The organism is Duganella fentianensis (assembly GCF_009857835.1).
In the GTDB taxonomy this organism is placed as follows: domain Bacteria; phylum Pseudomonadota; class Gammaproteobacteria; order Burkholderiales; family Burkholderiaceae_D; genus Rugamonas; species Rugamonas fentianensis.
Genome location: NZ_WWCL01000001.1, coordinates 689,246 through 714,230, shown reverse-complemented (window position 1 = coordinate 714,230; position 24,985 = coordinate 689,246). Strand labels below are relative to the sequence as shown.

Here is a 24,985-nt window from a genome sequence, read left to right as displayed (position 1 = left end):
TAATATTTTCCGTTTTTAGCGATAATCCTGCTATCGTTTTACCATACCAAAACTCGGAGATCACATGAAATTGAAGCACATCGCACTGGCCGCTGCCCTGCTGGCCGCCGCTCAGGTTCAGGCTCAGGAAACCGTGGTGAAGATAGGCCATAGCGGCCCGCTGTCGGGCGCGCAGGCTTTCTCCGGCAAGGATAATGAAAGCGGTGCACGGCTGGCGGTGGAAGAACTGAATGCCAAACCTATCACCGTGGCTGGCAAGAAGGTGCGCTTCGAACTGCAGTCGGAAGATGATCAGGGCGACCCGAAAGCCGGTGTGGCGGCGGCCCAGAAGCTGATCGATCAGGGCGTGAAATTCGTCGTCGGTCCGTACAACTCGGGCGTGGCGATACCCGCTTCGCGCGCCTACAACGATGGCGGTGTGCTGATCGCAACCGTGGCCACCAACCCCAAACTGACCCAGCAGGGTTACAAGGGCATCTACCGCGTCAACGCCAGCGACACCCAGCTGGGCGGCAAAATGGCGCTGTACGCAGCCAATGAGCTGAAGCTGAAAACCGTCGCCGTGATCGACGACCGCACGGCTTTCGGTCAGGGGCTGGCCGAGGAATTCAAGAAGCAGGCCAAGGCGGCCGGCATGACGGTGGCGGGCCATGAGTTCACCACCGATAAATCGTTCGACTTCACCTCCATCCTGACCAAGCTGAAAACCAGGAAGGTGGAAGCCATCTTCTTTGGCGGCTATGCGCCGCAGGCGGCGCCGATGGCACGCCAGATGAAACAGCTGGGCATCAACGCCCGCCTGCTCGGCGGCGATACCATCTGTACGGTGGAAATGGGCAAGCTCGGTGGCGATGCCGTGGGTGAAAACGTGCTGTGCCCGCAAGGGGGTGCCTTGCTGGACAAGGCTGCCAGCGGTCCTGCCTTCAAGAGCAAGTTCAAGGCGCGCTTCAAGCAGGATGCCGACGTGTATGCCGCCACCTACTACGACGCCACCATGATGTATGCGCAGGCCATGCAGAAGGCTAATTCGCTCGACCCGCAAAAAGTCGGTGCCGTGATCAGTGGCGGCGAGTACAAGGGCGTCGCCGGCAACTACAGCTTCGATGCACGCGGCGACATGAAGCAGTCGCCCGTCACCATCTTCAGCTTCAAGGCTGGCCAGCCTAGCGCCATCACCACCTACTGATCTACCGACCTACCGCCAGGCAGACGCAGGTCCGTTCAGGCGGACCTGCCGGCGCATAGCCGTATTTCAGGCGGGGGCGCCTGTTCAGGTGCCATGCTCCTCGTCCGCATAACGCGCCGCAATGGCACGGAACTCGTTCTGCAGCGTGATGAAGGCGTCGAGGATATCGGCGTCGAAATGGCTGCCCCGCCCTGCATGCATGATGGCCAGTGCTTCTTCGTGCGTCTTGGGTTCCTTGTAGGCGCGGCGCGAAATCAGCGCATCGTACACATCGGCCACCGCCATCAGCCGCGCCGACAGCGGAATCGCATCGCCCTGCAAGCCTTCCGGATAACCGCTGCCATCCCATTTCTCCTGATGCGAATAGCAGATTTCCTTGGCCGTCTGCAGGAAGGGCACGCTCACGCCCAGCCCCTGTTCCGCATGCACGATGGCGTTACGGCCCAGCGTGGTGTGGGTTTTCATGATTTCGAATTCGTCCGCATCGAGCTTGCCCGGCTTGAGCAGGATACGGTCGGGAATGCCGACTTTACCGATATCGTGCAGCGGCGCCGATTTGAATAGCTGGGTGATGTAGCGCGGCGTCAGCGTGGCAGCGAAGCGCGGATGCGGCGCCAGATATTCGGCCAGCAGCTTGACGTAGTGCTGGGTGCGCAGAATATGGTTGCCCGTTTCGTTGTCGCGCGTTTCAGCCAGCGAGGCCATGATCAGGATGGTGACGTCCTGCAGTGCCTGCACTTCATCGGTGCGGCGCTGCACTTCCTGCTCCAGATAGGCGTTCTGGTCGCGCAGGAAGTCGGCCGAGGCTTTCAGCGCCAGGTGTGTCTGCACCCGTGCCAGCACGATGGGCGGGCTGACCGGCTTGGTGATGTAATCCACGGCACCCAGATCGAAACCCCTCTGCTCATCTTCGCGCTCGGTCTTCGCCGTCAGGAAGATCACGGGGATTTCGGCCGACACGGGATCGGCCTTGAGGCGGCGGCAGACTTCGTAGCCGTCCATCTCCGGCATCATCACATCCAGCAGTATCAGGTCGGGCGCCTTGTCGCTCTGGGCGATTTTCAGCGCACGCGCGCCATTCGGCGCTACCTTCACGGTGTATTGCTCGGACAGCAGATCGCTCATCAGCGTCAGCTTGTCCGGTGTGTCGTCCACAACCAGAATGACGGGCTTACGTGCAGTGATACTCATGCATTTTCCTTATTGGCGGCCTATAACTATGGCTTATTTATTGATGGCGCTCTCGCCGGCACTGTTCAACAGCTGCAGCGCCAGCTCCATATCGAATTCCTGTATCGCCTGTTCCAGCGCGCCGAACTGCTGCGGGAAGGTCGCTGCAAACAGGGCTTTATGTTCATTCAGCAGATGCGCGCTACGCGCATCATCGTCGGCCAGCAGCGACATCAGCTCGCCCACCAGCTGATCGCGCTGGGCCGGTGTGTACTGTACGGCAGCAGCCGCCTGCTCCTGCGGCAGGGCGGCGACGATGGCATCGATCTGGCCGGCCAGCACCTGTGCCAGCTGCGCCAGCTGCGGCTCCAGCTGCTGCGCCAGCACGGCAGCGCGGGTACTGCCCGTCTGCGCCGGCGCGAGCGCATGCTCCATGGCGTCGGCCAGTAGCTGCAGCGCGTCGGCGCCGATGTTCCCGGCCAGCCCCTTGAGCGTATGGGCCGTGCGTTCGGCACCGGCCCGGTCACCCGCCTCCAGCTGGGCACGCATCTGCTGCACGGCACCGGCCTGATTGGCAGCGAACGCGCGCAGCATGTGCACATAGCGCGCCTGCCGTCCCATCACGCGGCGCATGCCACCCACCATGTCCAGCCCTTCGATGGCTGCCAGCGGGGCTTGCGCCGGCGCCGCATATTCCACCGCAGGCTGGGCCGCTAGTTCCTCGGCAGCCGCAGTGCGCACCGGTATCCAGCGCAGCAGCACGCGCCACAGTTCATCGGGCTCGATAGGCTTGACGATGAAATCGACCATGCCGGCTTGCAGGCACAGTTCGCGGTCCGCCTGCATGGCGTTGGCCGTAATGGCTACGATGGGCAGTTCGGCCAGCGCCGGCAGCGCGCGGATGGCGCGGGTAGCCTCGATGCCATCCATTTCCGGCATCTGCATATCCATCAGCACCAGTTCGTAGCCGCCGCGCCGGGCCATGGCCAGCGCCTCGACGCCGTTGACGGCGATATCCACCTGCAGCCCGGCATCGAGCAGCAGTTCGGCCGCAACCTGCTGGTTCAGTTCATTGTCTTCCGCCAGCAGCACGCGGGCGCCGCGTATGGTGCCCAGCGCCGCCAGCATGCTGAGCGGCGCTACCCGCGCCTGCGCCGCATCGTCCACGGCGCCACCGAGCAAACGGATCAGGGTGTTGAACAGGACCGAAGCGTTGACGGGCTTGATCAGCACATCATCGAAGCCGGCGCTATGGGCTTGCTGGATTACTTCTTCGCGGCCGTAGTCCGTCACCATCAGCAGGCGCGGCGGCACGGCCAGCGCCAGCGCGCGGATGGCACCCGCCGTATCCACCCCGCTCAGGGCACCCATCTGCCAGTCCAGCAGCACCACCTCGTAAGGCTCGTCGCTCAGTGCGGCCACCCGCACCATGGCCAGCGCTTCGGCGCCGGAGACGGCCGTCTCCACTGCGAAGCCCATGCTGGCCAGCATGCCGGCTATCACGCTGCGTGCGCTGGCATTATCGTCGGCCACCAGCAGGCGCCGGCCGCGCAGGTCGGGCGCCGGCAGCAGCGTCGGTCGCTGGCTCTGGCCTATCGCCAGACGGGCTGTGAACCAGAACGTCGAGCCCTGTCCCAGCACGCTCTCCACGCCCGTCTCGCCGCCCATCAGCTGCGCCAGCTTGCGCGAGATCGCCAGTCCCAGCCCCGTGCCGCCATATTTGCGCGTGGTGCTGGCATCGCCCTGCTGGAAGCTCTGGAACAGCTGGCCGATCTGCTCTTCACTCAGCCCTATGCCGGTATCGCGCACGGCAAAATACAGCACCACATGCTGTGCGTCGCGGCTCTGCACCCGCACCGTCACGGCCACCTCGCCCTGCTCGGTGAACTTCAGCGCGTTGTTGGCATAGTTGATCAGAATCTGGCCCAGCCGCAGGGCATCGCCTTCCAGCGCCGTGGGCACGTCCGCCGCCACGTCGAATACCAGTTCCAGCCCTTGTGCGCTGGCCTTGTCGCCGATCAGGGTGGCCAGATTTTCCAGCAGCTGATCGAGTTCGAACGGCTGCCGGTCCACTTGCAGCTTGCCCGCCTCGATTTTGGAGAAGTCCAGAATATCGTTGATGATGCCCAGCAGGTGCTGGCCGGCGCGCTGGATTTTCTGCACATAGTCGTGCTGGCGCGGTGTCAGCTCCGTCTTCAGGGCCAGATGGCTCATGCCGATGATGGCATTCATCGGCGTGCGGATTTCGTGGCTCATATTGGCGAGGAATAGCGACTTGCTGCGCGTGGCCTCTTCCGCCGTATGCTTGGCTGCGCTCAGTGCCTGCGCGGCCGCATGTTCGGCCGTGACATCGGCCAGGTAGCCGTTCCACACTTCTTCCTCTGCGCTCTGGTGCACGCAGCTGCAGTGCAGCTCGACCCAGCGCTGGGTCAGGCCGCCTTCGGCACCGAAGGCGATGCGTCGCTGTACCAAGCGGTGCTGGCGCCCGGCGTCGGCAAACCGGGCCAGCAGGCCGCCCTGTCCTTCCGGATCGAGCAGTGCGAACAGGGTGGCGCCATCGGCCAGCACATCGCTGGCCTGCAGGCCTGTAATGGCCGTGATGGCAGGACTCATGAAGCGGAATTGCGGCTGGCCACTGCCATCGAGCTTGAACTGGTAAACCGCCACCGGCAGATTGTTGGTGATCTCGCGCATGCGCCGCTCGTTCTCGAAGCGCACCTGGCGTGCATGTTCTGCGGCACGGCTGCGCCCCGTTACCACTAAAGCGAACAGCCACACCGCGGCGGCACAGGCGGCGGCCAGCGCCAGCTGGTGCCATAGCGGCAGCCACTGGCTGCGGTCCTGCATGATCAGCACGCGCCACTGGCCGCCATCATCGGGCCAGCTCAGGGGAGCACTGGCTATCGCATGGGTCTGGCCTGCCATGCTGGTCTGGCTGCCATGGGTTTCGAACGGCAGCGGCAAAGGCCCGCTGGCGGAAAACACATCGCCGAACTGGCGCTCCTTTTCCAGCTGCGCCATACGCGCAGGTGCAATCTGGCCACTGACCATGTAGAGGTATTCATTGCGGTTGGTAGCGAACACCACGCCATCGGGCGACAGCAGCAGCGCGGGATCCTTGCTGCGCACCAGAATACGGTCGATTTCGGCGGCCGGCATCTTGATGGTATAGACCCCGGCAATCGGCGTATCGCGCGAATTCCCGCTGTACACGGGTGCGGCAAAATACAGGCCGCGCTCGTGGGAATTGCTGCCGATGGCCGCATACACATTCGCCTGCCCGGCCAGCGCGCGCCGTACGTAAGGGCGGTAGCGCAGGTTGCGCCCCACGCCTATGGCCTTGCCTTCCTTGTTCAGATAGGCCACGGTGGTGCCATCACCGGCCAGCACGAACACGGTATCGGCGTTGTACTGATCCAGCACGGCGGCGAAATTCACATGCAGGCGATAGGCATCGGCACTCATCTCGCCCGCCAGCAGCTGCTTGACGCTGTCTTCCACCAGTCCCATCAGAATCGCGCCGCCCATCACGCGGCCATCCGTACTATCGATCTGGATCTGCCGGGCGATGTCGTCGGCGCGCGCGCGCAGGTCGCGGCCATGCTGCTGGAATACTACCTGGCGCTGGATCAAGACGGCGCTGGCTGCCACCAGCACGGCCAGTCCAGCCCAGCGTATCAGCATCAATTTACGCCAGCCGCGCCGCTGCAGGCTGTTTCGGAAATGCTGTAGCGGACGGACAGGCAGAGCCGCCGTACGCTGAGGTTTTCCGTCTGCTGGTCCGTCCATTGCGCCTGGCATTGCGTGAATATTTGACAATAGAGTATAACTTAAAAGTACACCGCAAACGCTTCCACCCCGCGCCGATCTGTGATTTACTCCCTAGGCTGACACCGCGAGGATAGACCATGCTGCGCAATTCCGGACGTATTTACACGGCTTTACTACTGGTGGCTGCTCTCGGCGGGCCGGCCCCCGCCGTGGTAGCCGCACCACGTCCGCTCGCCTTTACCGCCGTCGATTCGCTCGGTGCCGACAGCCGCGCCATCCTCAGCATCCTGCAGGACCGGCAGGGCTTCGTCTGGATAGGCACGATAGAAGGAGGCCTGTTCCGCCATGATGGCCACAAGCAGGTGCGCTTTCTCAACGATCCATCCAATCCGGCCAGCCTGCCCGGCGGCCGCATCACCTCGCTGTTCGAAGATGAAAAAGGACAGCTGTGGGTAGGCAGCGACGAAGGGCTGGCGCGCTTCGATCCGGTGACGAATGGCTTCGTCCATTACCTGCCCAGAGAGGGGCCGGCCAACGCCCGCATCATCCGCCGCATCATCAGCGACAACCGTGGCGGCATGTGGCTGGCAACATGGGGCGGCTTACAACACTTCGACCCGCGCAGCGGCGCATTCTTGATCTATCAGCACGAAGATAACCGGCCGGACAGCCTGCAATTCAACGATGTGAATGCGGTAGCAGTGGATAACAAGGGCGGCGTCTGGGCCTCGACCTGGCCGGGCGGGCTCGATTATCTGGCCCCCGGCGCCAGCGGTTTCCAGCATTTCCGCGTCGATGACGCGGCCCGCCCCAACCCCAAGGCCAACGATGTGCGGGCGCTCTACTTCGACAGCGCCACCACGCTGTGGATAGGTACGGCCGATGGCGTCTACACCTGGAAGGCCGGCCAGCCGTGGGAGCAGCGCACGCTGATGCCGGTGGCCGCCAAGCGCGTGACCGATATCGACGAAGACCGCGCCGGCGATGTCTGGATCAGCACCCGCACGGCCGGCCTGATACGCTACGACCGCGAACTGCGCCAGTTCCAGAGCTACCGCCACCGTGCCGAAGATGCGCATAGCCTGAACAGCGACGCCATCAACACCACCATGCGCGACCGCGCCGGCACGCTGTGGGTCGGTTCGCTGACGGATGGTGTGAGCCGCGCCAATCTGGGCTACCACGGCTTCGAACGCTTTGTGCCGCGCGATATCGAACCGGACTTCGTCAAATCCAGCAACTTCGTGCGCAGCATAGGCGCGGCCGCCAATGGCCAGCTATGGCTGGCGCTCGACGATGGTCTGGCCCTGTTCGATCCCGTCAGGCGCGCTATGCTGCGCACTTACAGCGCCATCCCGAAACGGCCCGGCGCACTCAGCTCCAACGTCATCTACTGCACTTACCAGGCCCCCGATGGCACGCTATGGGTGGGCACATCGGAAGGGCTGAACCGGCTGGATAAGCCGGAAGGTCCGTTCAAGGTCATCCAGTTTGGCAGCAAGACCAGCAACTTCGTCAATTCCATCGCGCCGGGCCGGGGCGGTGTGCTGTGGCTGGCCACGGGCGCGGCGCTGCTGCGCTACGATCCCGCCAGCGGTGCCACCGAGAGCTTTACCCATGATGCCAAAGACCCCGCTAGCCGCAGCGTGAACGGCGCCACTACCGTGATCGAAGACCGCGCGGGACGGGTCTGGACCGGCGAGTTCTATCGCGGCGGCGGGCTCGATATGCGCGACCCTGTCACCGGCAAATTCCACCACTTCCGGCTCGATCCGAATAATCCGGCAAGTCTGAGCAGCGACCGTGTCAGCACCATGCATCTGGATGCCGATGGCAGCATGTGGATAGGCACTTCGAAAGGCCTGAACCACATCGTCGCCGACAAGGACGGCAAGTTCAGCGTCACTCGCATACAGGAAAAAGGCGAGCTCGGAACCCGTCTGATCGAAGCCATACGTACCGATAAAAATGGCTTCATCTGGGTGACCACGGCGGCCGGCATGAGCAAAATCGACCCCGCTTCGTGGACCGTGACGGAATATGCCGTGGAAGACGGTCTGACGGAAGGCTTTTACATGGACTCGGCCGCCAACAGCAGCGACGGCCTGCTCTACTTCGGCAGCAGCAGTGGCGTAACGGCCGTCAATCCGGCCATCCACAGCAGCGCCTCGCGCCCGCCCCAGCTGGCGATTACCGACCTGCGGGTGCTGAACCGCTCGCTGGGCACGGGGGCACTGCCGGAAGGCGTGCAGCTCGAAGGCACGCTAACCCAGCCACGCGCACTCACCGTGCCATGGAGCGCCAACACCATCTCCTTCGAATTCGCCGCCCTGCACTATGCCGAACCACGCCGCAACGCCTATACCTACTGGCTGGAAGGCTTCGACAAACAGCCGGTGCAGGCCGATGCCAGCCGTCCTGTCGCCACCTACACCAATCTGGCGCCGGGCCAGTATCACTTCCACCTGCAGGGGACCAATAACAAAGGGGTGGCCGCGCGCGACGAAATCATCCTGCCCGTCACCATCACGCCACCGCCATGGCAGACTGGCTGGGCCCGCGCTGCACAGGCCCTGCTGGTACTCAGTGCTGCCGCCGTACTGGCGCGCTGGCTGATGCGGCGCTGGCGCGCCCGTGCGCACGAACTGGAAGCGCTGCTAGCCGGGCGCAATGAGGAACTGCGCAAGGCCCGGCACCAACTGGCCTATCTGTCCGCCAGTGACAAGCTGACGGGATTGGCCAACCGGCGCAATTTCGACGACCAGCTGGTGCGCGAATGGCGCCGTGCCGCGCGCGAGGAACAGCCGCTGGCCATGGGCCTGATCGCCTTGCAGCAGATGGACGTGTATCAGGAACTGCACGGCCAGATCGCCACCGACGAGCTCTTACAGCAGCTAGCGCAGACGCTGAAAAACTGCATGCACCGCGCCGGTGATACGCTGGCCCGCTACGGTTCCGACCAGTTTGCCTTCCTCGCGCCGGGGCTGGACGCCGATGCAGCCCACCTGCTACTGCGCCAGATCGGTGGCTGTCTGGAAGCCTGCGGCCTGCCTCGTCAGGGTGCGGGCAGCCTGCGTTTCGGCGTCGCTGCACGTGTCGCCAGCCCGTATCAGGAGGCCAGTGTGCTGCAGCAGGCCGCCGAAGCAGCACTGCACCAGCAGCAGGACCAGACGCCGCAGGCTTCAGAAGTTGAAGGGTGACTGGCGCCGCCGCACGGCCTGCCAGTCGTCAAAGACAGGAATAATGGCCAGCGTGAGCAGGCCCAGCGCCAGCGGCACGGTGACGATGTAGCCTATGTATTTGAAGCCGAAAGCACCGGCCAGGCCGCCACAGAAAAACATCGCCAGCAGGGAGCTAAGCAGGCGCAGTTTATCGCGGTCGGCACACACGGGTTCCAGGGTGGGATCGTCGCTGACGCGATTCCAGTACAACATCTTGCCCAGCTCGATGCCGATATCGGTCACCAGACCGGTAACGTGGGTGGTGCGGATTTCGGCGCGCGAAATCTTGGTGACGATGGCGTTCTGCAGGCCCATCACGAAACACAGCAGCGACAGAATCGCTTCGATATGACCGGAAGCATCAAGGGTAGCCCCCACCAGGCCAAAACTCAGTAGCAGTATGGCTTCCAGTATCAGCGGCAGGGCAAACTGGCTTTGCGCGCCACGCCGCTTGCCCCAGTTGACCATGATGGTGGAAAACGCTGCGCCCCAGACAAACGACAGCAGCGACATCAGGCCGGCCTGTAGTACCGGCACATCGCCCAGCGCGGCGCCATCGGCCAGCGACGAAACTATGCCGGACATGTGCGAGGTGTACTGCCCCACGGCGAAAAAGCCGCCAGCATTCACGGCACCGGCGACAAAGGCCAGCGAGCGGCCCAGATGGCGATTACTCAGATGTGTGCGATGCGGGCTGGTTAAGGCCCGGAGGTAGTGCATAGGCATGGCGAACCCGATGTGGCAGACGGCTAAACCATTGTAGCCGATGCCGCCCTCATGCAAGCAAGCGGAGGGTAAAGCTCCTGCCTGCACGCCACACCGGCGCGACATTCACACAACAGCGGTGCGCCACGCAGGCCCGCCGTCCTATAGCCAGCCGGCGTCACGCGCCAGCCGGAAAGCCTCGACCCGGTTACTGGCAGCGAGCTTGCTGATCGCCTCCGACAGGTAATTCCGTACCGTCCCCTCGGACAGATGCAGCAGGCGCGCGATCTCGCTGCTGCTTTTGCCCTCGCCGGCCAGCCGCAGCACCTGCCGCTCGCGTTCATTTAAGGGGTCCTGCTGGCCACTCCAGCTCTCCAGCGCCAGTTCGGGCGCGATGGCACGCCCGCCGGCATGCACACTGCGGATCGCCGCCGCCAGCGTTTCGGCCGGAGCATCCTTGAGCAGATAGCCACGCACGCCGGCTGCCAGTGCCCGCCGCAGATAACCGCTGCGGGCAAAGGTGGTCACGATCATGACCCGGGTAGGCAGGCCCTGCCCGGCCAGTGCTGCCGCCAGTTCCAGCCCTGTCATCAATGGCATTTCGATATCGGTCAGCAGCACATCGGGCCGCAGCGACTGGCACAGCGCCAGCGCCTCCTGCCCGTTACTGGCACGCCCCACCACTTCGATATCGCCTTCCAGCCTCAGTAGCGCCACCAGTGCGCCCAGCAGCAAGGCCTGATCTTCCGCAATCACGATACGGATCATCGCCGTCATAAACCGACTCCTCCCACCGGCAGCGCCACTTCCAGCGTCACCCCGCGCTCCACCCGCAGTAGCAGACGCCCACCCAGTGCCGCCACCCGCTCCTGCATACCGCGCAAACCATTGCCGAATTCCGGCATGCTGCCATCGGCCAGACTGCGGCCGTTATCGCGCACCTGCAAGGTCAGCATAGCCCCTGCCAGCTGCAGGTTCACCATGCATTCCGTGGCCTGACCGTGCCGCAGTATATTGGTCACGGCTTCGCGCAAAGCCAGCGCCAGCACATTTTCCGCCACGGCAGGCATCTCGCAGCTGGCCAGCTGTTCGCGCAACCCTATCTGCGCTGCGGCCAGCGTGGCGCGGGCTATCGCCAGCTCGTGGGCAAAGCCGCTCTGGCGCATGCCGCTGACCGCAGCCCGCACTTCGGACAAGGCCGTGCGGGCGCTCTGTTCAATATCGCGGATTTCGTTGCGGCAGGCGGCTACATCACGCTCCAGCAGCTTACCCGCCAGCTCCGCCTTGAGCGTAATCAGCGATAGCGTGTGGCCCAGCAGATCGTGCATGTCGCGCGATATGCGTTCACGCTCGGCTATCCGCGCCAGATAGGCCACCTCTTCCTGCTTGCGCAACAGCTGCTCGCGCGAGCGCCACACCTTGCCCTCCATGACGCTGGCAATACCGATAGGCAGGCCGAAGATCAGCACCGGCAGCATGAAGCTCTGCTTCAGCTGCAGCACATGGCCGGCCAGCACGGCACTGGCCACGACCAGCACGATGGCGGCATAGGCATGGCGCCCGCGTTCGAAGCGGGCACACATGCTGGACGCGAAAATGAAAAAGCAGCTGGCACCGGGATTCCACGGTGCCCACAGCAATCCGATCAGCACCACGCCTAGCAGATGGGGCACCACCGCCAGATTGTTATGCCACAGGCTATTGAAGTAGATGAGCAGGAACAGCGGCACGGACACGAGCAGCAGCACCAGTTCCAGCACCGTGGGCGGTATGAAGTAATACTTCCACACCATGAACAGCAGCGAGAAAGTCCACACATAGGGTGCTTTGCCCATCGCTGGCGGCACCCATGCGGCACGCCAGCCGCGCATCAGCATTTCCCGTATAGACTTCATCACTGCGCGTTTGCTCCGTTTATTGGCTTACCAGCCGCACATCGGCGAGCTGGAACTGATAGTCGCCCGCCCGCGGCCCCGCATTGAACGCTATCATGGTGACGGCCCCGAAGTCTACACCACGGAACTCCTCCAGACGCAGCGCCACCTCCTGCCAGCTGTCGCTGGTGGCAAAGCCCACATTAACGGGAATCCGGCTGCCGCTGGACAGCATGGCCACTACATAGCGCTGGCCATCGCCTTTGACGCGGAAGCGCAGCACCTTGGCGGCGCGCAGGTCAGCCGGCTGCAGTGGCTGCGCACCGGGCATGTAGGCTACGCCAGCCCACGGGAATGCAAAACCTGTGGCCACTCTGGCGCGGATATCCAGCGGCCGCTGGCCGTCTGCTTCCGCCTCCAGCACTTTCAGGTCTACCTGCGACTGGCCGCCCATCATCTGGTCGGAAGACGCCATCCAGCCCATGCCCAGCGCACTGCCCAGATGTTCGGGCGTGAACTGGCTGATCCGCCCGCCGTCCGGCAGGGCTGCATAGCCTTGCTGGCGTTGCTGTAATGCCTGCGCAACCTGCTGCTGCTTGGCCTGACGCGCTTCCGTCAGTACCGTACCGTCTTTCCAGACTTCGACGATGTGATGCAACGCTGTCACGTCGCTGGCCGCATCGCCCTGTACCAGCACGAGGTCGGCCTTGTAGCCATTGGCGATGCGGCCCCTGTCCTGCAGCCGGAAAGCCCGGGCCGGTGCCGAAGTCGCGGCGGCCAGCGCCTGTACCGGCGTCAGGCCGGCCTGCGCCAGCGCGGCCACTTCATGCAGCAGGCTGATGCCATACTGGGTGCCCGGGTTGCCGGCATCCGTTCCGGCCAGCAGCGGCACACCTGCCCTGGCCAGCGCCGCAACCAGCTGACGCGGCGAGGTCATGACGGCCGCCACCGGCTGCTGGCCAAAATTCACCTTCAGTGGCGCCAGTTCTTCATTGGTCAGCAGCGCCGTCAGCCCGGCATCGGCCAGCAACTCATCGGCGTGCAGCCCCGCCACACTTTCCAGCACACTCAGGGTGGGAACGATGAACGCTCGCTTTTCACGCGCCAATTGCACGAAGTCCTGCACCTCGGCTTCGCTCAGGCCACGTCCCACAAACAGGTGCGCCAGACCATCGGCGCCCGCTTCCAGCGCGGCACGGGCGTTAGCGAGATTGCCGATGTGGACCACGGCGAGTTTGCCGCGCTTATGTGCAGCAGCGATCACGGCGCGCACAGTCGCCAGATCGAGCGTTTTGAACTTGAATCTGTTGCCACCATCTTCCATCACGATCTTGATGAAGTGCGAACCTTCCGCAATGCGGGCATCGACAAAACTCTGTGCATCTTCCGGCCGGGTCAGCGTGGGGATGGTCATACCGTATTCGGTGCCGTGGCCATCGGGGGCCGTTACCAGCGTGCCGGCGGAGATGACATCGGCCCGCGTGCGGTTATCGTGGCGCCGCATCCTGTCGTTCATATCCTGCAGCACGCTGACGCTGGTGAACATGTCGAGCTGGGTGGTGACGCCGAATAGCAGCGGCAGCTCGAACTGCTGGAAGGCGTGGACATGGGCGTCGATCAGGCCCGGTAGCAGGGTACGGCCAGCGCCTTCCACGATGCGCGCATCGGGTGGCGCTGCGCCGCGAAAATCCGCGTCAACGATTTTTTCATCCCGGACCAGCACCGAGCGGCGCGCGTGCAGCTGCTCGCCATCAAACACTCGCGCGTCGCGGATCAGCCAGGTGTCGGCCAGCGCCGGCAGGGAAAGGGCGAGGCCACAGGCCAGCAGCAGTTTGCTCAGTACAGGTTTCATTGCAATCTCCGGTGTAGGTATGGCACCAGTGTGCCGAAGACTGCAATGCTGCAAAAGAAGCAATTAACATGAGTTCGACATGACAATTGTCATGTCGGCTTATGCACAGCGCTAATCCAGTGCCTTGAAGCGGATCGCCGCGCCGCCACCGGCTGCCAGATGCAACGCCAGTACATCACCGGCACGTACCTCGCGCTGCTCGATCACCATATCGTAAGGTGCGGTCTCCCAGTTGGCTGCTGCACCGTCGCGGTAGATCTGCGCCTGATAGCGCCGCTGCGGATCGAGGAAATCCAGCTTGAACTGCACATCGCGCGCATGCTCGTTGGTCAGCGCACCCAGATACCAGTCCGCACCGCCACGCTGCTGGCGTGCCATGACCACGTATTCGCCCACTTCGCCGGCCAGCGCACGGCTCTGCTCCCAGTCGGTCGGCACATCGGCGATGAACTGGAAAGCGTCGGGACGGGCCTCGTAGTTCTCGATCAGGTCTGCCGCCATCTGTACCGGCGAGTACAGCACCACGTAGAGCGAGAGTTCCTTGGCCAGCGTGGAACGCACGCGGTTCTCGTGGCCTTTACCGTTCGGCTCCAGATTGAAGATACCGGGAGTGTAGTCGAATGGGCCGGACAGCATGCGGGTGTAGGGCAGTATCGCCGTGTGTTCGGGCGGATTGGGAGGATAGCCCCAGGCGTTGTATTCCTGCCCGCGCGCGCCTTCGCGCGACAGCCAGTTGGGATAGGTGCGGCGCAGGCCGGTATCCTTGATCGGCTCGTGGGTATCGATGGCGATGTGGCGCCTGGCCGCCTCCGTTACCGAGCGCAGATACTCGGCCGCCATGAACTGGCCGTCGTGCCACTCGTAGCGCACCTGCCCCGTTGCGTCGATGCGTTTTATACGCTCGTTGTCTGCCACATAGCCCGTCTTGATGGTGTCGATATTGTTGGCGCGCGCATAGTCATAGGCAGCGCCCATCTGGCTGGCATAGTGGCTCACGGCACCCGAAGTCTCGTGGTGGCCAATCAGCTTTACGCCTTTGCTGCGGCCGTAGGCTGCCACGGCGGCCATATCGAAGTCCGGATAGGGCTGGGAGAATTTGAACTTCTCGCCGTTGTCCGGCCAGTCGCCGTCCCAGCCCACATTCCAGCCCTCGGCCAGTACGCCGGTAAAGCCGTATTTGGCGGCGAAGTCCATATAGCGCTTCACTTCAGCCGTGGTGGCACCGTGCTTGTCACCCGATGCCCAGGTCTTCTGCCACAAATGCATGCCCCACCAGATGCCCACATATTTACCGGGCTTGACCCACGACACATCGCCTAGCTTGTTCGGCTCATTGAGGTTGAGGATCAGATCGGAATTCAGCAGCCCTGCCGCATCGGGCGCCACCTGCACGGTGCGCCATGGCGTATTGAACGGTGCGCGCAGTTTTACCTTGCTGCCGTCCGACCACGGCGTCAGGTCGGCCTTGAAAACGCCTTCGCGGCGCTGGTTCAGCGTCATAGACGCGTAGTTGGTCAGCGCCGCTTCATGCAGCGCCAGATGCACGCCGCTGGCCAGACGCACCGTAAACGGCGTCTCGACATGCGGTGCATCATGCAGCGCAGTTTTCTGGTACAGCGCTTCGTAGCTGCGCCAGTAGCGCGCAGGGATCCACCAGGCGCGCGCCTTGCCACTGTCGGCAAAGCGGAACTCGGTGCGTTCATCGGTAATCTCCACCTGCTCGACACCGCGCTGGCGCGGCACCTCGTAACGGAAGCCCAGACCATCGTCGAACACGCGCAGGCGCAGCGCAAACTTGCGCGGCGTTTTTCCGCCACGCGCCAGTTCCACCAGCAGTTCGCGATGATGGTCCCGCACCAGCCGGCGCTCGCCCCAAGGCTGCTGCCACGTCTCGTCCTTATCGGCCGTGCGGCTGGCGGCTATGGTATAGCCTTCGCCCAGTTCCGGCCCGTCACGCAGCACCAGACCGAGGCGCGCCGCCGGCATGATTTCCTTGCCCGCATACCGGACACGGTAATCCGGCGTGCCGTGTTCATCGCTGACGATCACGGTCAGCTTGCCATCGGGCGAACTGACGCTGACTTCCCTGCCCTGCGCCTGAGCACAGACCAGCGCCATGACGGCCAGCAGCAGAGCCCTACCCGGTTTATTCGATTGCAGCTCACTACGCATCGTCTTACTCCACAGTGATTTCATCAGCAAAAATAAAGCTACGGTTGCCCTGCCCTTTGTGCCAGTCCGGACACCAGACGGGTGCCACGCCTCTTACCCGCACATAGCGCGCCACTTTACCGTCCGCCGCAACCGCCAGCTCACGGATGATACTGCCATCGGCATGTTCATCCACCTGGTTCGCCGCGCTGCCCAGTGCAAACCACAGCTTGCCGTCGCTACTGGCTTCCACTTCCAGTGCCCTGGGCATGAAGATCCAGCTGTTCTGGTCCTGCAGGAAGTTGACGGCCACCCGCTTAAGCGCCCGCGGTTCGCCCAGGTCGATCACGCCATCCAGATCGGTTCCGTAGAAACCCAGCCAGCCACCCAGACGGAAGTCATTACCGCCACGGATGCCATCAACCAGCGCGGCTGCACCGCCGGCTGCATACTGCGGGTTGGGCGCGTACCTGAGGGCGATCTTCAGCTGTTCGCTCAGTTTTACGGCAGGTGCTTCCGTTACAGGGCTCCAGTACTGACCACGCCGTGCGCGCAGTTTCAGCATGGTGCTGGCCTGTACCGTCAACGGCCCTTGCCAGCGCGGGCTGGCCGCATCCGGCACAGTGCCGTCGGTGCTGTAATGGATGGCATCCACCGCTTCCAGCGCCTGCGCATCCAGTACAGCCGACTCCTTGAAACGATAGGGCCCGCTGGCGACCGGTGCCAGCACCACTGCTTCCGCCGTCTGCACCTGTCCGGTGCGGGGGCGGTCGGCCACGGCGCTGCCCCATTGCGACGGCGTAGCGGCCATGCTGAAGCGCAGTTCACCGCCCTGCATGATGGCCGTATGCGATAACCAGACAGGGCTCCATGGCTTGCCGTTCAGCTTTGCACCCTGCACATACGGACCGCTACCATCGGCACGTATGGTGAAACGCTTGCCATTTTCCAGATGGATGGTGGCACGCCGGAAGCGCGGCGTGCCGATCACGTAATCCGGCTGGCCGGGCGTGACGGAATACAGCCCCAGTGCGCTCATCACATACCATGCACTCATCTGTCCGCAATCTTCGTTACCGGCCAGACCATCGGGCGTGTCGTCATACATTTCGTCCATCAGACGCTTGACCAGTGCCTGCGTTTTCCACGGCTGGCCGCCGAAGGCATACAGATAGGCCATGTGGTGACTCGGTTCATTACCATGCGCATACTGCCCCACCAGCCCCGTGATATCGACCTGATGGCGCCCGCTCAGCCCCTGCTGCGCATTGAAGCAGTCGTCCAGCAGCTGCAGGAACTTCTCATTGCCACCCACACGCGCGATAAAGCCTGCGATATTGTGCGGAACGAAGAAACCATACTGCCAGCCGTTCGCTTCCGTGAAGTTGACGCTCACTTCGGCCGGATCATAGCCTTCCATCCAGCGCCCCTTGGCACGGGGGTGGACATGGCCTTTTTCATCGATCAGATTGCGCCAGCCTTCGGCCCGGGCAGCAAAGCGCTGCGCAATCTCTTTTTCGCCCAGCGCTGTCGCCAGTACGGCAATACACCAGTCGTCATAGGCATATTCCAACGTCTTGGAGACGCTTTCAGCTTCCTCGTCGCCCTGCAGATAGCCCTGTTTGCGATAGGTCGTCAGGCCGTATTTATCCACTTCAGCCGTCTTCACCATGGCTTCCAGCGCGGCTCTGGCATCAAAGTTCCGTATGCCCTTGGCATAGGCATCGGCAATCACGCTCACCACATGGTAGGCGATCATGCAGTCGGTCTCGTTACCCCACAATTCCCAAACGGGCAGCCGGCCCCCTTCCTTAAACTGTGCGATAAAGGTCTTGATGAAGTCTGCGCTGCGGCGCCGCTCGACGATGCTGTACAGCGGGTGCGCGGCGCGGAAGGTATCCCATAGCGAGAACACCGAATAGCGCGTACCGTCACGCGACTGATGTACGCGTCCATCGCGCCCGTAGTAGCGTCCATCGACATCCTGAAAAGTATTCGGTTGCACGAAGCTGTGATACAGCGCCGTGTAGAACACCCGCTTATCCTTCTCGCTACTGCCCTCCACTTCGATGCGGCCCAGCTGGCGATTCCATGCAGCGCGCGCCTGCTGGCGCACGCGCTCGAAGGCAAAGCCCTTCTGCTCGGCCGCCAGGTTGGCAGCAGCGCCCTGACTATCTACTGCCGAAATACCCACCTGCGCCTGCAGCACTTCGCCCGCCTTCAGATCGAAAGCTAGCGCCGCCTTGATCTGCTCCTGCCCGATCGGCCCCGTAACGCGTTTGAATGGATGATCGAAACGGATGATGAAATACACCGGACGATGTGCCGCCCACGCTTTGGTGCGGCGCCAGCCTGCGACAGTGTAGTCATCGATGACATTCAGGCCGGAAGCCAGCAGTTCGCCACGGTGCGACAGATCGAGCATGACGTGGGCCTGCTCGGCCCGCGCAAAAGTCCAGCGGTGCAGTGCCGTGCGCAAGGTAGTGGTAATCTCGGCCTTGATGCCGTAATCCTTCAGCGTTACGCCGTAGTAGCCGGCTTCGGCCCGTTCGCTGGCTTTATCGAACTGGCTGCCATAGCCGCTGGCATCGAACGGCAGCGGGTCCTCGCCCTTGTAGCGGTAGCCGCTGACCCACTTCACCTTGCCTGTAGCCGGCAGCAGCAGGACGTCGCCGTAATCCGACACGCCCGTACCGGAGAGATGGGTATGGCTGAAGCCATACACCACGCGGTCGCTATCGTGGTAGCCGCTACTGCCATCCCAGCCCGTCAGGCGGGTATCGGGGCCCGGTTGTATCATCCCGAACGGTAACGTCGGCCCGGGGAAGGTGTGACCATGGCCGCCTGTACCCACCATAGGGTTGACGTAACGCGCCAGATCGGACGGTGCCGCAGCAGGTGCGGCAAAGACGGGTGCAGAGACAACAGACAATGCAGCGGCCCATGCTGCGGCGAGCATGATGGAGCGATATAACATGGAGAACGTCCCTTTCTGATGGTAGTGGGCGCAGCTACAACTATTTTTACGGCTAGTTATTCGGTCGGCAGACGGTACTCTCGCGCACCACCAGATTCACCGGCAGCACCCGCTCTATCACTTCTTCCGTTTCACCGTTGAGCAGCAGTTCCACCCCGAGCGCACCGAGCGCACTTTTGTCCACACTGAGGGTGGTCAGTGGCCGGCGCGCATGGGCAGCGGCGGCAATGTCGTCGAAGCCGACTATGCTGATATCGTAGGGCACCTTGAGGCCGGCGCGCATGCAGGTATCCAACGCTACCAGCGCAGCCGCGTCGTTATAGCAGAACACCGCATCGGGCGGATGGGGTAAGGCCAGCAGCGTTTCCATGGCTTCGCGCGCGGCCGCTTCCAGTTCCACGCCCTCCTGCATCATCACTTCCAGCCGAGGGTCGGCCAGCACGCCGGCATTGAACAGCGCCTGCCGGAAGCCGCGCGCCCGTTCGCGGATACTGAAGTGGGCCAGCGAGCCGGAGATGAAGCCGATGCGCTCGCGGCCGATATCGAGCAGATGGCGCGCAGCCAGGTAGCCTCCCATCATATTGTCCGGATTGGCCGAAGTGTAACCGCCCAGCTTCATATCGATCAGCACCAGCGGCTTGCCTATGCTGCGCAGCACGGCCAGCAGTTCCGGCTCGAAGTAACCGGCGCACAGGATGGCATCCGACTGATGCAGGCGGATCTGCTCGACGACGCCATCCGCAGGCCCCACGGCCGTAAAGGACAGAATGATGCCGTGCTTGCGGCAGGCCTCTGCTGCGCCATGCAGCACCGGTGTGTAGAACGGGCTGCTGGACATATTGTTGTGCTGGCGGTGCAGCAAAAAGGTCAGGCGGCGCAGCTTCTTCTGGCGCAGCCGCCCCATGTCGTAGCCCATGCTGCGGGCCTTTTCCACCACCATGCGGCGGGTTTCTTCCGTCAGGCCGCCTTCATTCTTCAATGCGCGCGAAATGGTGCCACTGGAAAGCCCTGTGGCTTTGGCGATATCGCGGATGGTAATGCTCATATGTCTCGCTCCCGTATTTACTAAACCCCTGCAATCTGCGCCTCTGCGGGCTGCTATGCCTGTCAGTATAGCCATGGCCTCTGCATCGGCAAGCGCCGGCGCAACCACGGATCGCGAGTTTATCGGGAATTTACTAAACAAAACCAGCGTTCCTCTCAGTGCAGCAGACCATCGTGGTCTATCTGCAGCACGGATTTCCTGTCGCGCGCCTGCAGACGGGCCGAGAACTGATACGGCGTTGCGTCCATGCGGGGCGGCCAGACATAAGCCGCCACCGGCGCCAGCTTCAGCCCCAGTTGCTGCAGGCTGGAGGCAAAGCGCTGATGTCTAGTGAAATAGCTGCGCTGGGCGTAATACACTTCACGCAGCGCCCAGCGCGCCGCCTGCGCGGGATCGGCACGCCAGGTATCACGCGCACCGCCTACGCTGTGGCCGGAAAACTGCACCACGCCCCACATTTCGGGGTAATGCATATTGATCACGCCCTGCGGCGACCAGACCCAGTTGTCCTCCGCCAGCGGCTTGCCGGTGGCGGCGTCGGTCAATTTGCGGTAGCGCCCATCGGCACTGCTGGTCTGCCACTCCACCCGCGAAAAATTCAGACGCCACTGCTCGCCCGCTTGCGGACGCAGCACGGCGTCGTGGCTTTCGCGCAGCGCACGCCACGGTATCGCCACCTCGACGGTCCAGCCCTGATCCCTGTCGCCGGGCTGGTTCAGCGTACCGCGCAACTGGCGGCCGATTTTCAGGCCGTGCATATCCCAGCCCGTATAGGCCACGCGCGCGCCATCGCGATAAGGCTTGGTCAGCAGCAGATCCCATGCCGTGCCGTGCTGGTTGATTTCCAGTTCCATGTAGCGGTGCGTGCTGCCTTCGGGATCGATGAACAGTTCGATATCGTTATCGTGATAGATCACGCTATCGCGCTCGCTCAGCGTGGCCCATAGGTCCGGCTCTTCCATCTCCACGGCGAAATACAGATACTCGTCGTCCCACAGCATCTTGGCGCGGGTACGGAAACGCGGCACCGGCCTGCTGCTGCCTTCGATATCGACAAAGTCTTCCGTCCACTCGGCCTTCTGCCAGTCGGCTTCCTCCAGTAGACCATCGATCTGCGGCGGCGTGGTGCTGCGATAAGCTATGTAGTTGCGCGGCTGGAAGGCGATGGCGGGATGGGCCACCGCCGCCAGCTGGGCATAGGCGCCCGCCCCCGCCAGCGCAGTGCAGAGGGCGAACACAGGTTTCAGTATCCGCATGGCGACTGTCCGCATGCCTCAGGACTGCTCGCCCGCGCTATACAGGCCGGCATATTTCACACCGAAGTACAGCACAAAGGCATAGCAGAGCAGCGGCATCAGGAAAGAGAGTTGCAGACCGATGGAATCGGCCAGCAGCCCCTGTGCGAACGGTACGATGGCGCCGCCCACGATGGCCATGCAGAGTATGCCGGAAGCCTGTCCCGTCAGATTGCCGAGGCGGTACAGCGCCATGCTGAAGATGGTCGGGAACATGATGGAATTGCACAGGCCAACCGCCAGTATCGCCCACATCGCCGTCTGGCCATGACCGAAGATGGCGACCAGTATCAGCGCCATCGAAGCAGCCGCATTGAAGGCCAGCGTCTTGCCCGGACTGATATAGCGCATCACCAGGAAGCCGATGAAGCGGCCTACCATGGCGCCGCCCCAGTAGTAGCTGACATAGTGCGCAGCCGTATCTGCTGGCAGGCTGGCGATATCCGGCTCGCCGAGGAAGTTAATCAGGAAGCTGCCGATACTGACCTCGCCGCCCACATACAGGAATATGCCGATGGCGCCCATCACCAGTTGCGGATGGGACAGTGCCGATGCCTTGCCAGTAGCAGCCAGCGGCGCAGCGTCATCCACGTAAGCTATGCGCGGCAGGCGGGCAAAAGCGAACATCAGTGCCAGCAGCAGCAAGGCACCGGCCAGCGCCAGATACGGCCCCTGCACGCTGGCCGCCTGCGCCGCGCGGTCTGTTACATCACTGGACAGGATCAGAATGCCGCCCAGGGTAGGCGCTACCGTGGTACCCAGCGAATTGAAGGCCTGCGTCAGGGTCAGGCGGCTGGAGGCCGTGCGGGCATCTCCGAGCACGGTGACATAGGGATTGGCTGCCACCTGCAGGATGGTGATACCGGCAGCCAGTACGAAGAAGCCCAGCAGGAACAGGGCGTAACCGCTCATCGACGCCGGATAGAACAGTGCACAGCCGGCTGCGGCGATCACCAGCCCCGCCACGGCGCCGTTCTGGTAACCGATTTTTTTGATCAGCATACCGGCCGGCAGCGAGACGAGGAAGTAGGCACCGAAGAAGCAGAACTGCACCAGCATGGCCTGCACATAGTTCAGCGTGTACAGTGCCTTCAGGTGGGGAATCAGCACATCATTGAGTGCCGTGAGCAGCCCCCACATGAAGAACAGCGTGGTAATGATGATTAGCGGTCCCGTATTGCCGGTACTGGCCTGCGTGTGCTGCAGCGGCGCGCGCTGCGATATATGTTCCATCATGGACTCCTGTCGTCTCGTGTTGTTATGCTTGTTATCTTTGCTGGCTGGCGGTGCCTTTCCACCCCGGCCGTTCAGGGCGCAATACCGGCAGGGGCTTTGGGCAGATCACGTGCGCGGGTGCCCCAGTTGCTGCCGGCTTGCGGCGTCAGGCTGTAATCCAGCGTGCCACCTGCCTGTATCTGCTCCCAGTCCAGCCAGACACGCTGCTGCGGCTGACCGCTCCAGCGCACACTCTCCACAAAGCGGCGCTCTCCCGCCACTGCGGCTGGCGCGCTGATACTGAGCATGCGGCCCTGAGGCAGATCGATTTCGGCCTTGGCAAAGCGCGGTGCATGCAGCAGGAACCGGCCGCTGCCCGGTGCATCGGGATACATCCCCAGTGCGCTGAACAGATACCAGGCCGACATGGTGCCCAGATCATCGTTACCCGTCACGCCGCCGGGGCTATTGCCGAACAGGGTTTCCGCCGCCCGCAGCACGGTGGTGGTTTTCCACGGCTGCCCCATCAGGGTGTACATCCACGGCGTGTGCAGATCGGGTTCGTTATTGGGGTTGTAACGGAACTGGCTGTAATAGCTGTACGGCCCGACTACCCACGACTTGCGCACTGCTGCGGCATCGGCCTGCACGGCATCGTAATCGAAGAACAGATCGAGTCGGCGCAGTGCTTCCTTCTGGCCGCCCATGGCGGCGACCAGACCCGGTACATCCTGCTGCACCAGCCACTGGTACTGCCATGCTGTCCCTTCGTGGAAGCCACGGTCGCTGCGCGGATCGTAACCGCCCGTCAGTTCGCTGAACCAGCTACCATCCATCAGACGGGGACGGGGGAAGCCTTGCAGTCCGGTGCCGCTATCTTTGACGCTGGCATCCCAGATCTTGCGCCAGTTCAGGGCGCGCTGCGCCAGCGTAGCGGCATCGCTCTGCTGTCCCAGTGCCTTCGCCATGATTGCCAGTGCGCCGTCCGCCAGCGCGTATTCCAGCGTGGCCGAAGCACCATGGTGCGGATCGACGTCCATGCCTTTGGAGACAAAGCCGCGGTCGTACTGCACATAGCCCTGCCGCATATAGTTTTCGTTACCGGCACGTCCCTGCGCACGGATACCATTTGGCGGCACGCCGAAAGCATTCTCACGCAAGGCTGCGTAGGCTTCTTTCTCGCGTCCCTTCAGCGCACCGTAGCGCCACAGGTCGACGAGGAATGGCGTGACCGGATCACCGGTCATGATATTGGTTTCGAAGTTGGCGTAGCCCCAGCGAGGCAGCCAGCCACCCTGCTCGCGTATTTTCAGCACGGAACTGGCGATGTCGCGTGCCCGCTGCGGATACAGCAAGGCCAGCATCTGGTTCTGCGCGCGGTAGGTATCCCACAGCGAGAAGAATTCGTAATAGGTCCAGTCTCTGGCCGTATGAATCGCACTATCGTAACCGCGATAGCGGCCGTCGGCATCATTACCCGTCAGCGGCTGCAGCAATGTGTGATACAGCGCCGTGTAGAACACGGTGCGGTCATCCTGGCTGCCGCCTTCGATACGTACACGCGCCAGTTCGCGCTGCCAGTTGGCCTGGGCCCGGGTGCGCATGGCATCAAAACTCACAGGGCGACCAGCGGCCATGCCTTCGGCCTGCAGATTGATGCGGGCGCCTGCAGCATCCACGTGCGAAATGGCGCTGACTGCCGTAACGCTGCGGCCGGACTTCAGATCGAAGCTGAACCACGCGCCATGTGGGCGCGCTTCACCCTGCTGGCTAGGACCGTTCACGCCGGCCTTGCCACCCTGATCGTCCCAGATGCCATGGGCCACGAAAGGCTGGTCGAACACCATACGGAACCATGTAGTGTATTGCGCGCCGCCACAGAAGCTCTTGGTAACCACCTTGCCTTCGATGCTATGGTCATCAAGCACGCGCAGCTCGCTGCCCACCACCGCGTGACGTTCGTTGGCCTGTCCGAGATTGACCAGCAGATGGCCATCCTTGATACCGGCCGCGAAGGTATAGCGCTCGGCTGCGGCGCGCGTCAGTGCTGTCGCTTCGGCGGTAATGCCGCCATAGCTGGTCAGCTGTACCTTGTAGTAGCCAGCCTGTCCCACTTCGCCATCATGCGTGTACTCGGCCGCATAGCGGCGATAATCGAAACTCTCCGGCTTGGCCGTATCGATATCGCCGCCGGCACCTATGCGCCCCGTCACGGGCAGCACGGACACCTGCCCGCCCTGCTCCCAGCAACCGGCGCCGGACAGGAAGGAATGACCGAAGCCACGGATGCGCGCATCGCTATAGCGCCAGCCAGCGTAATGCTCGCCAGTGGGGCTGATCTGTATCATGCCGAACGGCGCCGAGGCACCGGGGAAGGTATTGCCTTCGTCCTGAGTGCCGATGAAGGTATTCACCGGCATGCTGCCGGCCTGCATAGCGGCCAGCGCAAACTGGGGCAGCGCACTGGCTGCCAGCACGAACCCGACGCAGCGCAGGCCACGGCTTAATGTGATGAGTGTCATC

The 24,985-nt window shown here is 63.0% G+C and carries 14 protein-coding genes; 2 read left to right on the top strand and 12 right to left on the bottom strand.

What is annotated here, in order from left to right; all coding sequences use genetic code 11:
• Nucleotides 1-64: 64 nt before the first annotated feature.
• Complete coding sequence (locus GTP23_RS03110; protein ID WP_161033812.1) at nt 65-1,186, top strand: branched-chain amino acid ABC transporter substrate-binding protein; 1,122 nt, start codon at nt 65-67, stop codon at nt 1,184-1,186.
• 84 nt (nt 1,187-1,270) lie between these two features.
• Here the strand turns inward: GTP23_RS03110 and GTP23_RS03105 are convergent, their stop codons facing one another.
• Entirely contained in the window at nt 1,271-2,377 is a 1,107-nt protein-coding gene (locus GTP23_RS03105) for a response regulator (RefSeq protein WP_161033811.1), read from the bottom strand.
• Between the two features lie 33 nt (nt 2,378-2,410).
• Nucleotides 2,411-6,040, bottom strand: coding sequence for a response regulator (locus GTP23_RS03100; RefSeq protein WP_229255902.1), 3,630 nt, complete (start codon nt 6,038-6,040; stop codon nt 2,411-2,413).
• 224 nt (nt 6,041-6,264) lie between these two features.
• Between GTP23_RS03100 and GTP23_RS03095 the strand changes: the two genes are divergently transcribed.
• On the top strand, nt 6,265-9,327 hold the full coding sequence (locus GTP23_RS03095; protein ID WP_161033809.1) for a two-component regulator propeller domain-containing protein: 3,063 nt from the start codon (nt 6,265-6,267) through the stop codon (nt 9,325-9,327).
• Here GTP23_RS03095 and GTP23_RS03090 read toward each other — a convergent pair.
• From GTP23_RS03090 to GTP23_RS03045, 10 genes are all read right to left on the bottom strand, one after another.
• A complete protein-coding gene (locus tag GTP23_RS03090; protein WP_161033808.1) occupies nt 9,310-10,074 on the bottom strand; it encodes a YoaK family protein in 765 nt (254 codons plus the stop codon). The two genes, GTP23_RS03095 and GTP23_RS03090, sit on opposite strands and share 18 nt — an antisense overlap.
• Before the next feature lie 141 nt (nt 10,075-10,215).
• Nucleotides 10,216-10,830: a response regulator transcription factor gene (locus GTP23_RS03085; RefSeq protein ID WP_308494785.1), complete on the bottom strand. Its 615-nt coding sequence runs from the start codon at nt 10,828-10,830 to the stop codon at nt 10,216-10,218.
• A complete protein-coding gene (locus tag GTP23_RS03080; protein ID WP_229255982.1) occupies nt 10,827-11,948 on the bottom strand; it encodes a sensor histidine kinase in 1,122 nt (373 codons plus the stop codon). The genes GTP23_RS03085 and GTP23_RS03080 overlap by 4 nt, the downstream gene beginning before the upstream one ends.
• A 19-nt stretch (nt 11,949-11,967) precedes the next feature.
• On the bottom strand, nt 11,968-13,779 hold the full coding sequence (locus GTP23_RS03075; protein WP_161033807.1) for a CIA30 family protein: 1,812 nt from the start codon (nt 13,777-13,779) through the stop codon (nt 11,968-11,970).
• A 111-nt stretch (nt 13,780-13,890) separates the two neighbouring features.
• Nucleotides 13,891-15,951, bottom strand: a complete 2,061-nt coding sequence (locus GTP23_RS03070) for a glycoside hydrolase family 97 protein (RefSeq protein WP_202411900.1) — start codon at nt 15,949-15,951, stop codon at nt 13,891-13,893.
• A gap of 4 nt (nt 15,952-15,955) precedes the next feature.
• Nucleotides 15,956-18,907, bottom strand: coding sequence for a GH92 family glycosyl hydrolase (locus GTP23_RS03065; protein ID WP_161033805.1), 2,952 nt, complete (start codon nt 18,905-18,907; stop codon nt 15,956-15,958).
• 52 nt (nt 18,908-18,959) lie between these two features.
• Nucleotides 18,960-19,952 (bottom strand): LacI family DNA-binding transcriptional regulator, encoded by a 993-nt coding sequence (locus GTP23_RS03060; protein ID WP_161033804.1) that lies wholly within the window; start codon nt 19,950-19,952, stop codon nt 18,960-18,962.
• 155 nt (nt 19,953-20,107) lie between these two features.
• Complete coding sequence (locus tag GTP23_RS03055) at nt 20,108-21,208, bottom strand: carbohydrate-binding family 9-like protein (protein WP_161033803.1); 1,101 nt, start codon at nt 21,206-21,208, stop codon at nt 20,108-20,110.
• A gap of 18 nt (nt 21,209-21,226) precedes the next feature.
• Nucleotides 21,227-22,480 (bottom strand): sugar MFS transporter, encoded by a 1,254-nt coding sequence (locus GTP23_RS03050; protein WP_371866854.1) that lies wholly within the window; start codon nt 22,478-22,480, stop codon nt 21,227-21,229.
• Between the two features lie 74 nt (nt 22,481-22,554).
• Nucleotides 22,555-24,984 (bottom strand): GH92 family glycosyl hydrolase, encoded by a 2,430-nt coding sequence (locus tag GTP23_RS03045; RefSeq protein WP_161033801.1) that lies wholly within the window; start codon nt 24,982-24,984, stop codon nt 22,555-22,557.
• Between the last annotated feature and the right edge of the window lies 1 nt (nt 24,985).

Bases quoted from the DNA above. Each gene is read 5' to 3' on its own strand.
- GTP23_RS03050 (WP_371866854.1), bottom strand. From the start codon at position 22,480: ATGGAACATATATCGCAGCGCGCGCCGCTGCAGCACACGCAGGCCAGT.
- GTP23_RS03105 (WP_161033811.1), bottom strand. From the start codon at position 2,377: ATGAGTATCACTGCACGTAAGCCCGTCATTCTGGTTGTGGACGACACA.
- GTP23_RS03060 (WP_161033804.1), bottom strand. From the start codon at position 19,952: ATGAGCATTACCATCCGCGATATCGCCAAAGCCACAGGGCTTTCCAGT.
- GTP23_RS03070 (WP_202411900.1), bottom strand. From the start codon at position 15,951: ATGCGTAGTGAGCTGCAATCGAATAAACCGGGTAGGGCTCTGCTGCTG.
- GTP23_RS03095 (WP_161033809.1), top strand. From the start codon at position 6,265: ATGCTGCGCAATTCCGGACGTATTTACACGGCTTTACTACTGGTGGCT.
- GTP23_RS03045 (WP_161033801.1), bottom strand. From the start codon at position 24,984: ATGACACTCATCACATTAAGCCGTGGCCTGCGCTGCGTCGGGTTCGTG.
- GTP23_RS03090 (WP_161033808.1), bottom strand. From the start codon at position 10,074: ATGCCTATGCACTACCTCCGGGCCTTAACCAGCCCGCATCGCACACAT.
- GTP23_RS03110 (WP_161033812.1), top strand. From the start codon at position 65: ATGAAATTGAAGCACATCGCACTGGCCGCTGCCCTGCTGGCCGCCGCT.
- GTP23_RS03100 (WP_229255902.1), bottom strand. From the start codon at position 6,040: ATGCTGATACGCTGGGCTGGACTGGCCGTGCTGGTGGCAGCCAGCGCC.
- GTP23_RS03075 (WP_161033807.1), bottom strand. From the start codon at position 13,779: ATGAAACCTGTACTGAGCAAACTGCTGCTGGCCTGTGGCCTCGCCCTT.
- GTP23_RS03055 (WP_161033803.1), bottom strand. From the start codon at position 21,208: ATGCGGATACTGAAACCTGTGTTCGCCCTCTGCACTGCGCTGGCGGGG.
- GTP23_RS03065 (WP_161033805.1), bottom strand. From the start codon at position 18,907: ATGTTATATCGCTCCATCATGCTCGCCGCAGCATGGGCCGCTGCATTG.
- GTP23_RS03085 (WP_308494785.1), bottom strand. From the start codon at position 10,830: ATGACGGCGATGATCCGTATCGTGATTGCGGAAGATCAGGCCTTGCTG.
- GTP23_RS03080 (WP_229255982.1), bottom strand. From the start codon at position 11,948: ATGAAGTCTATACGGGAAATGCTGATGCGCGGCTGGCGTGCCGCATGG.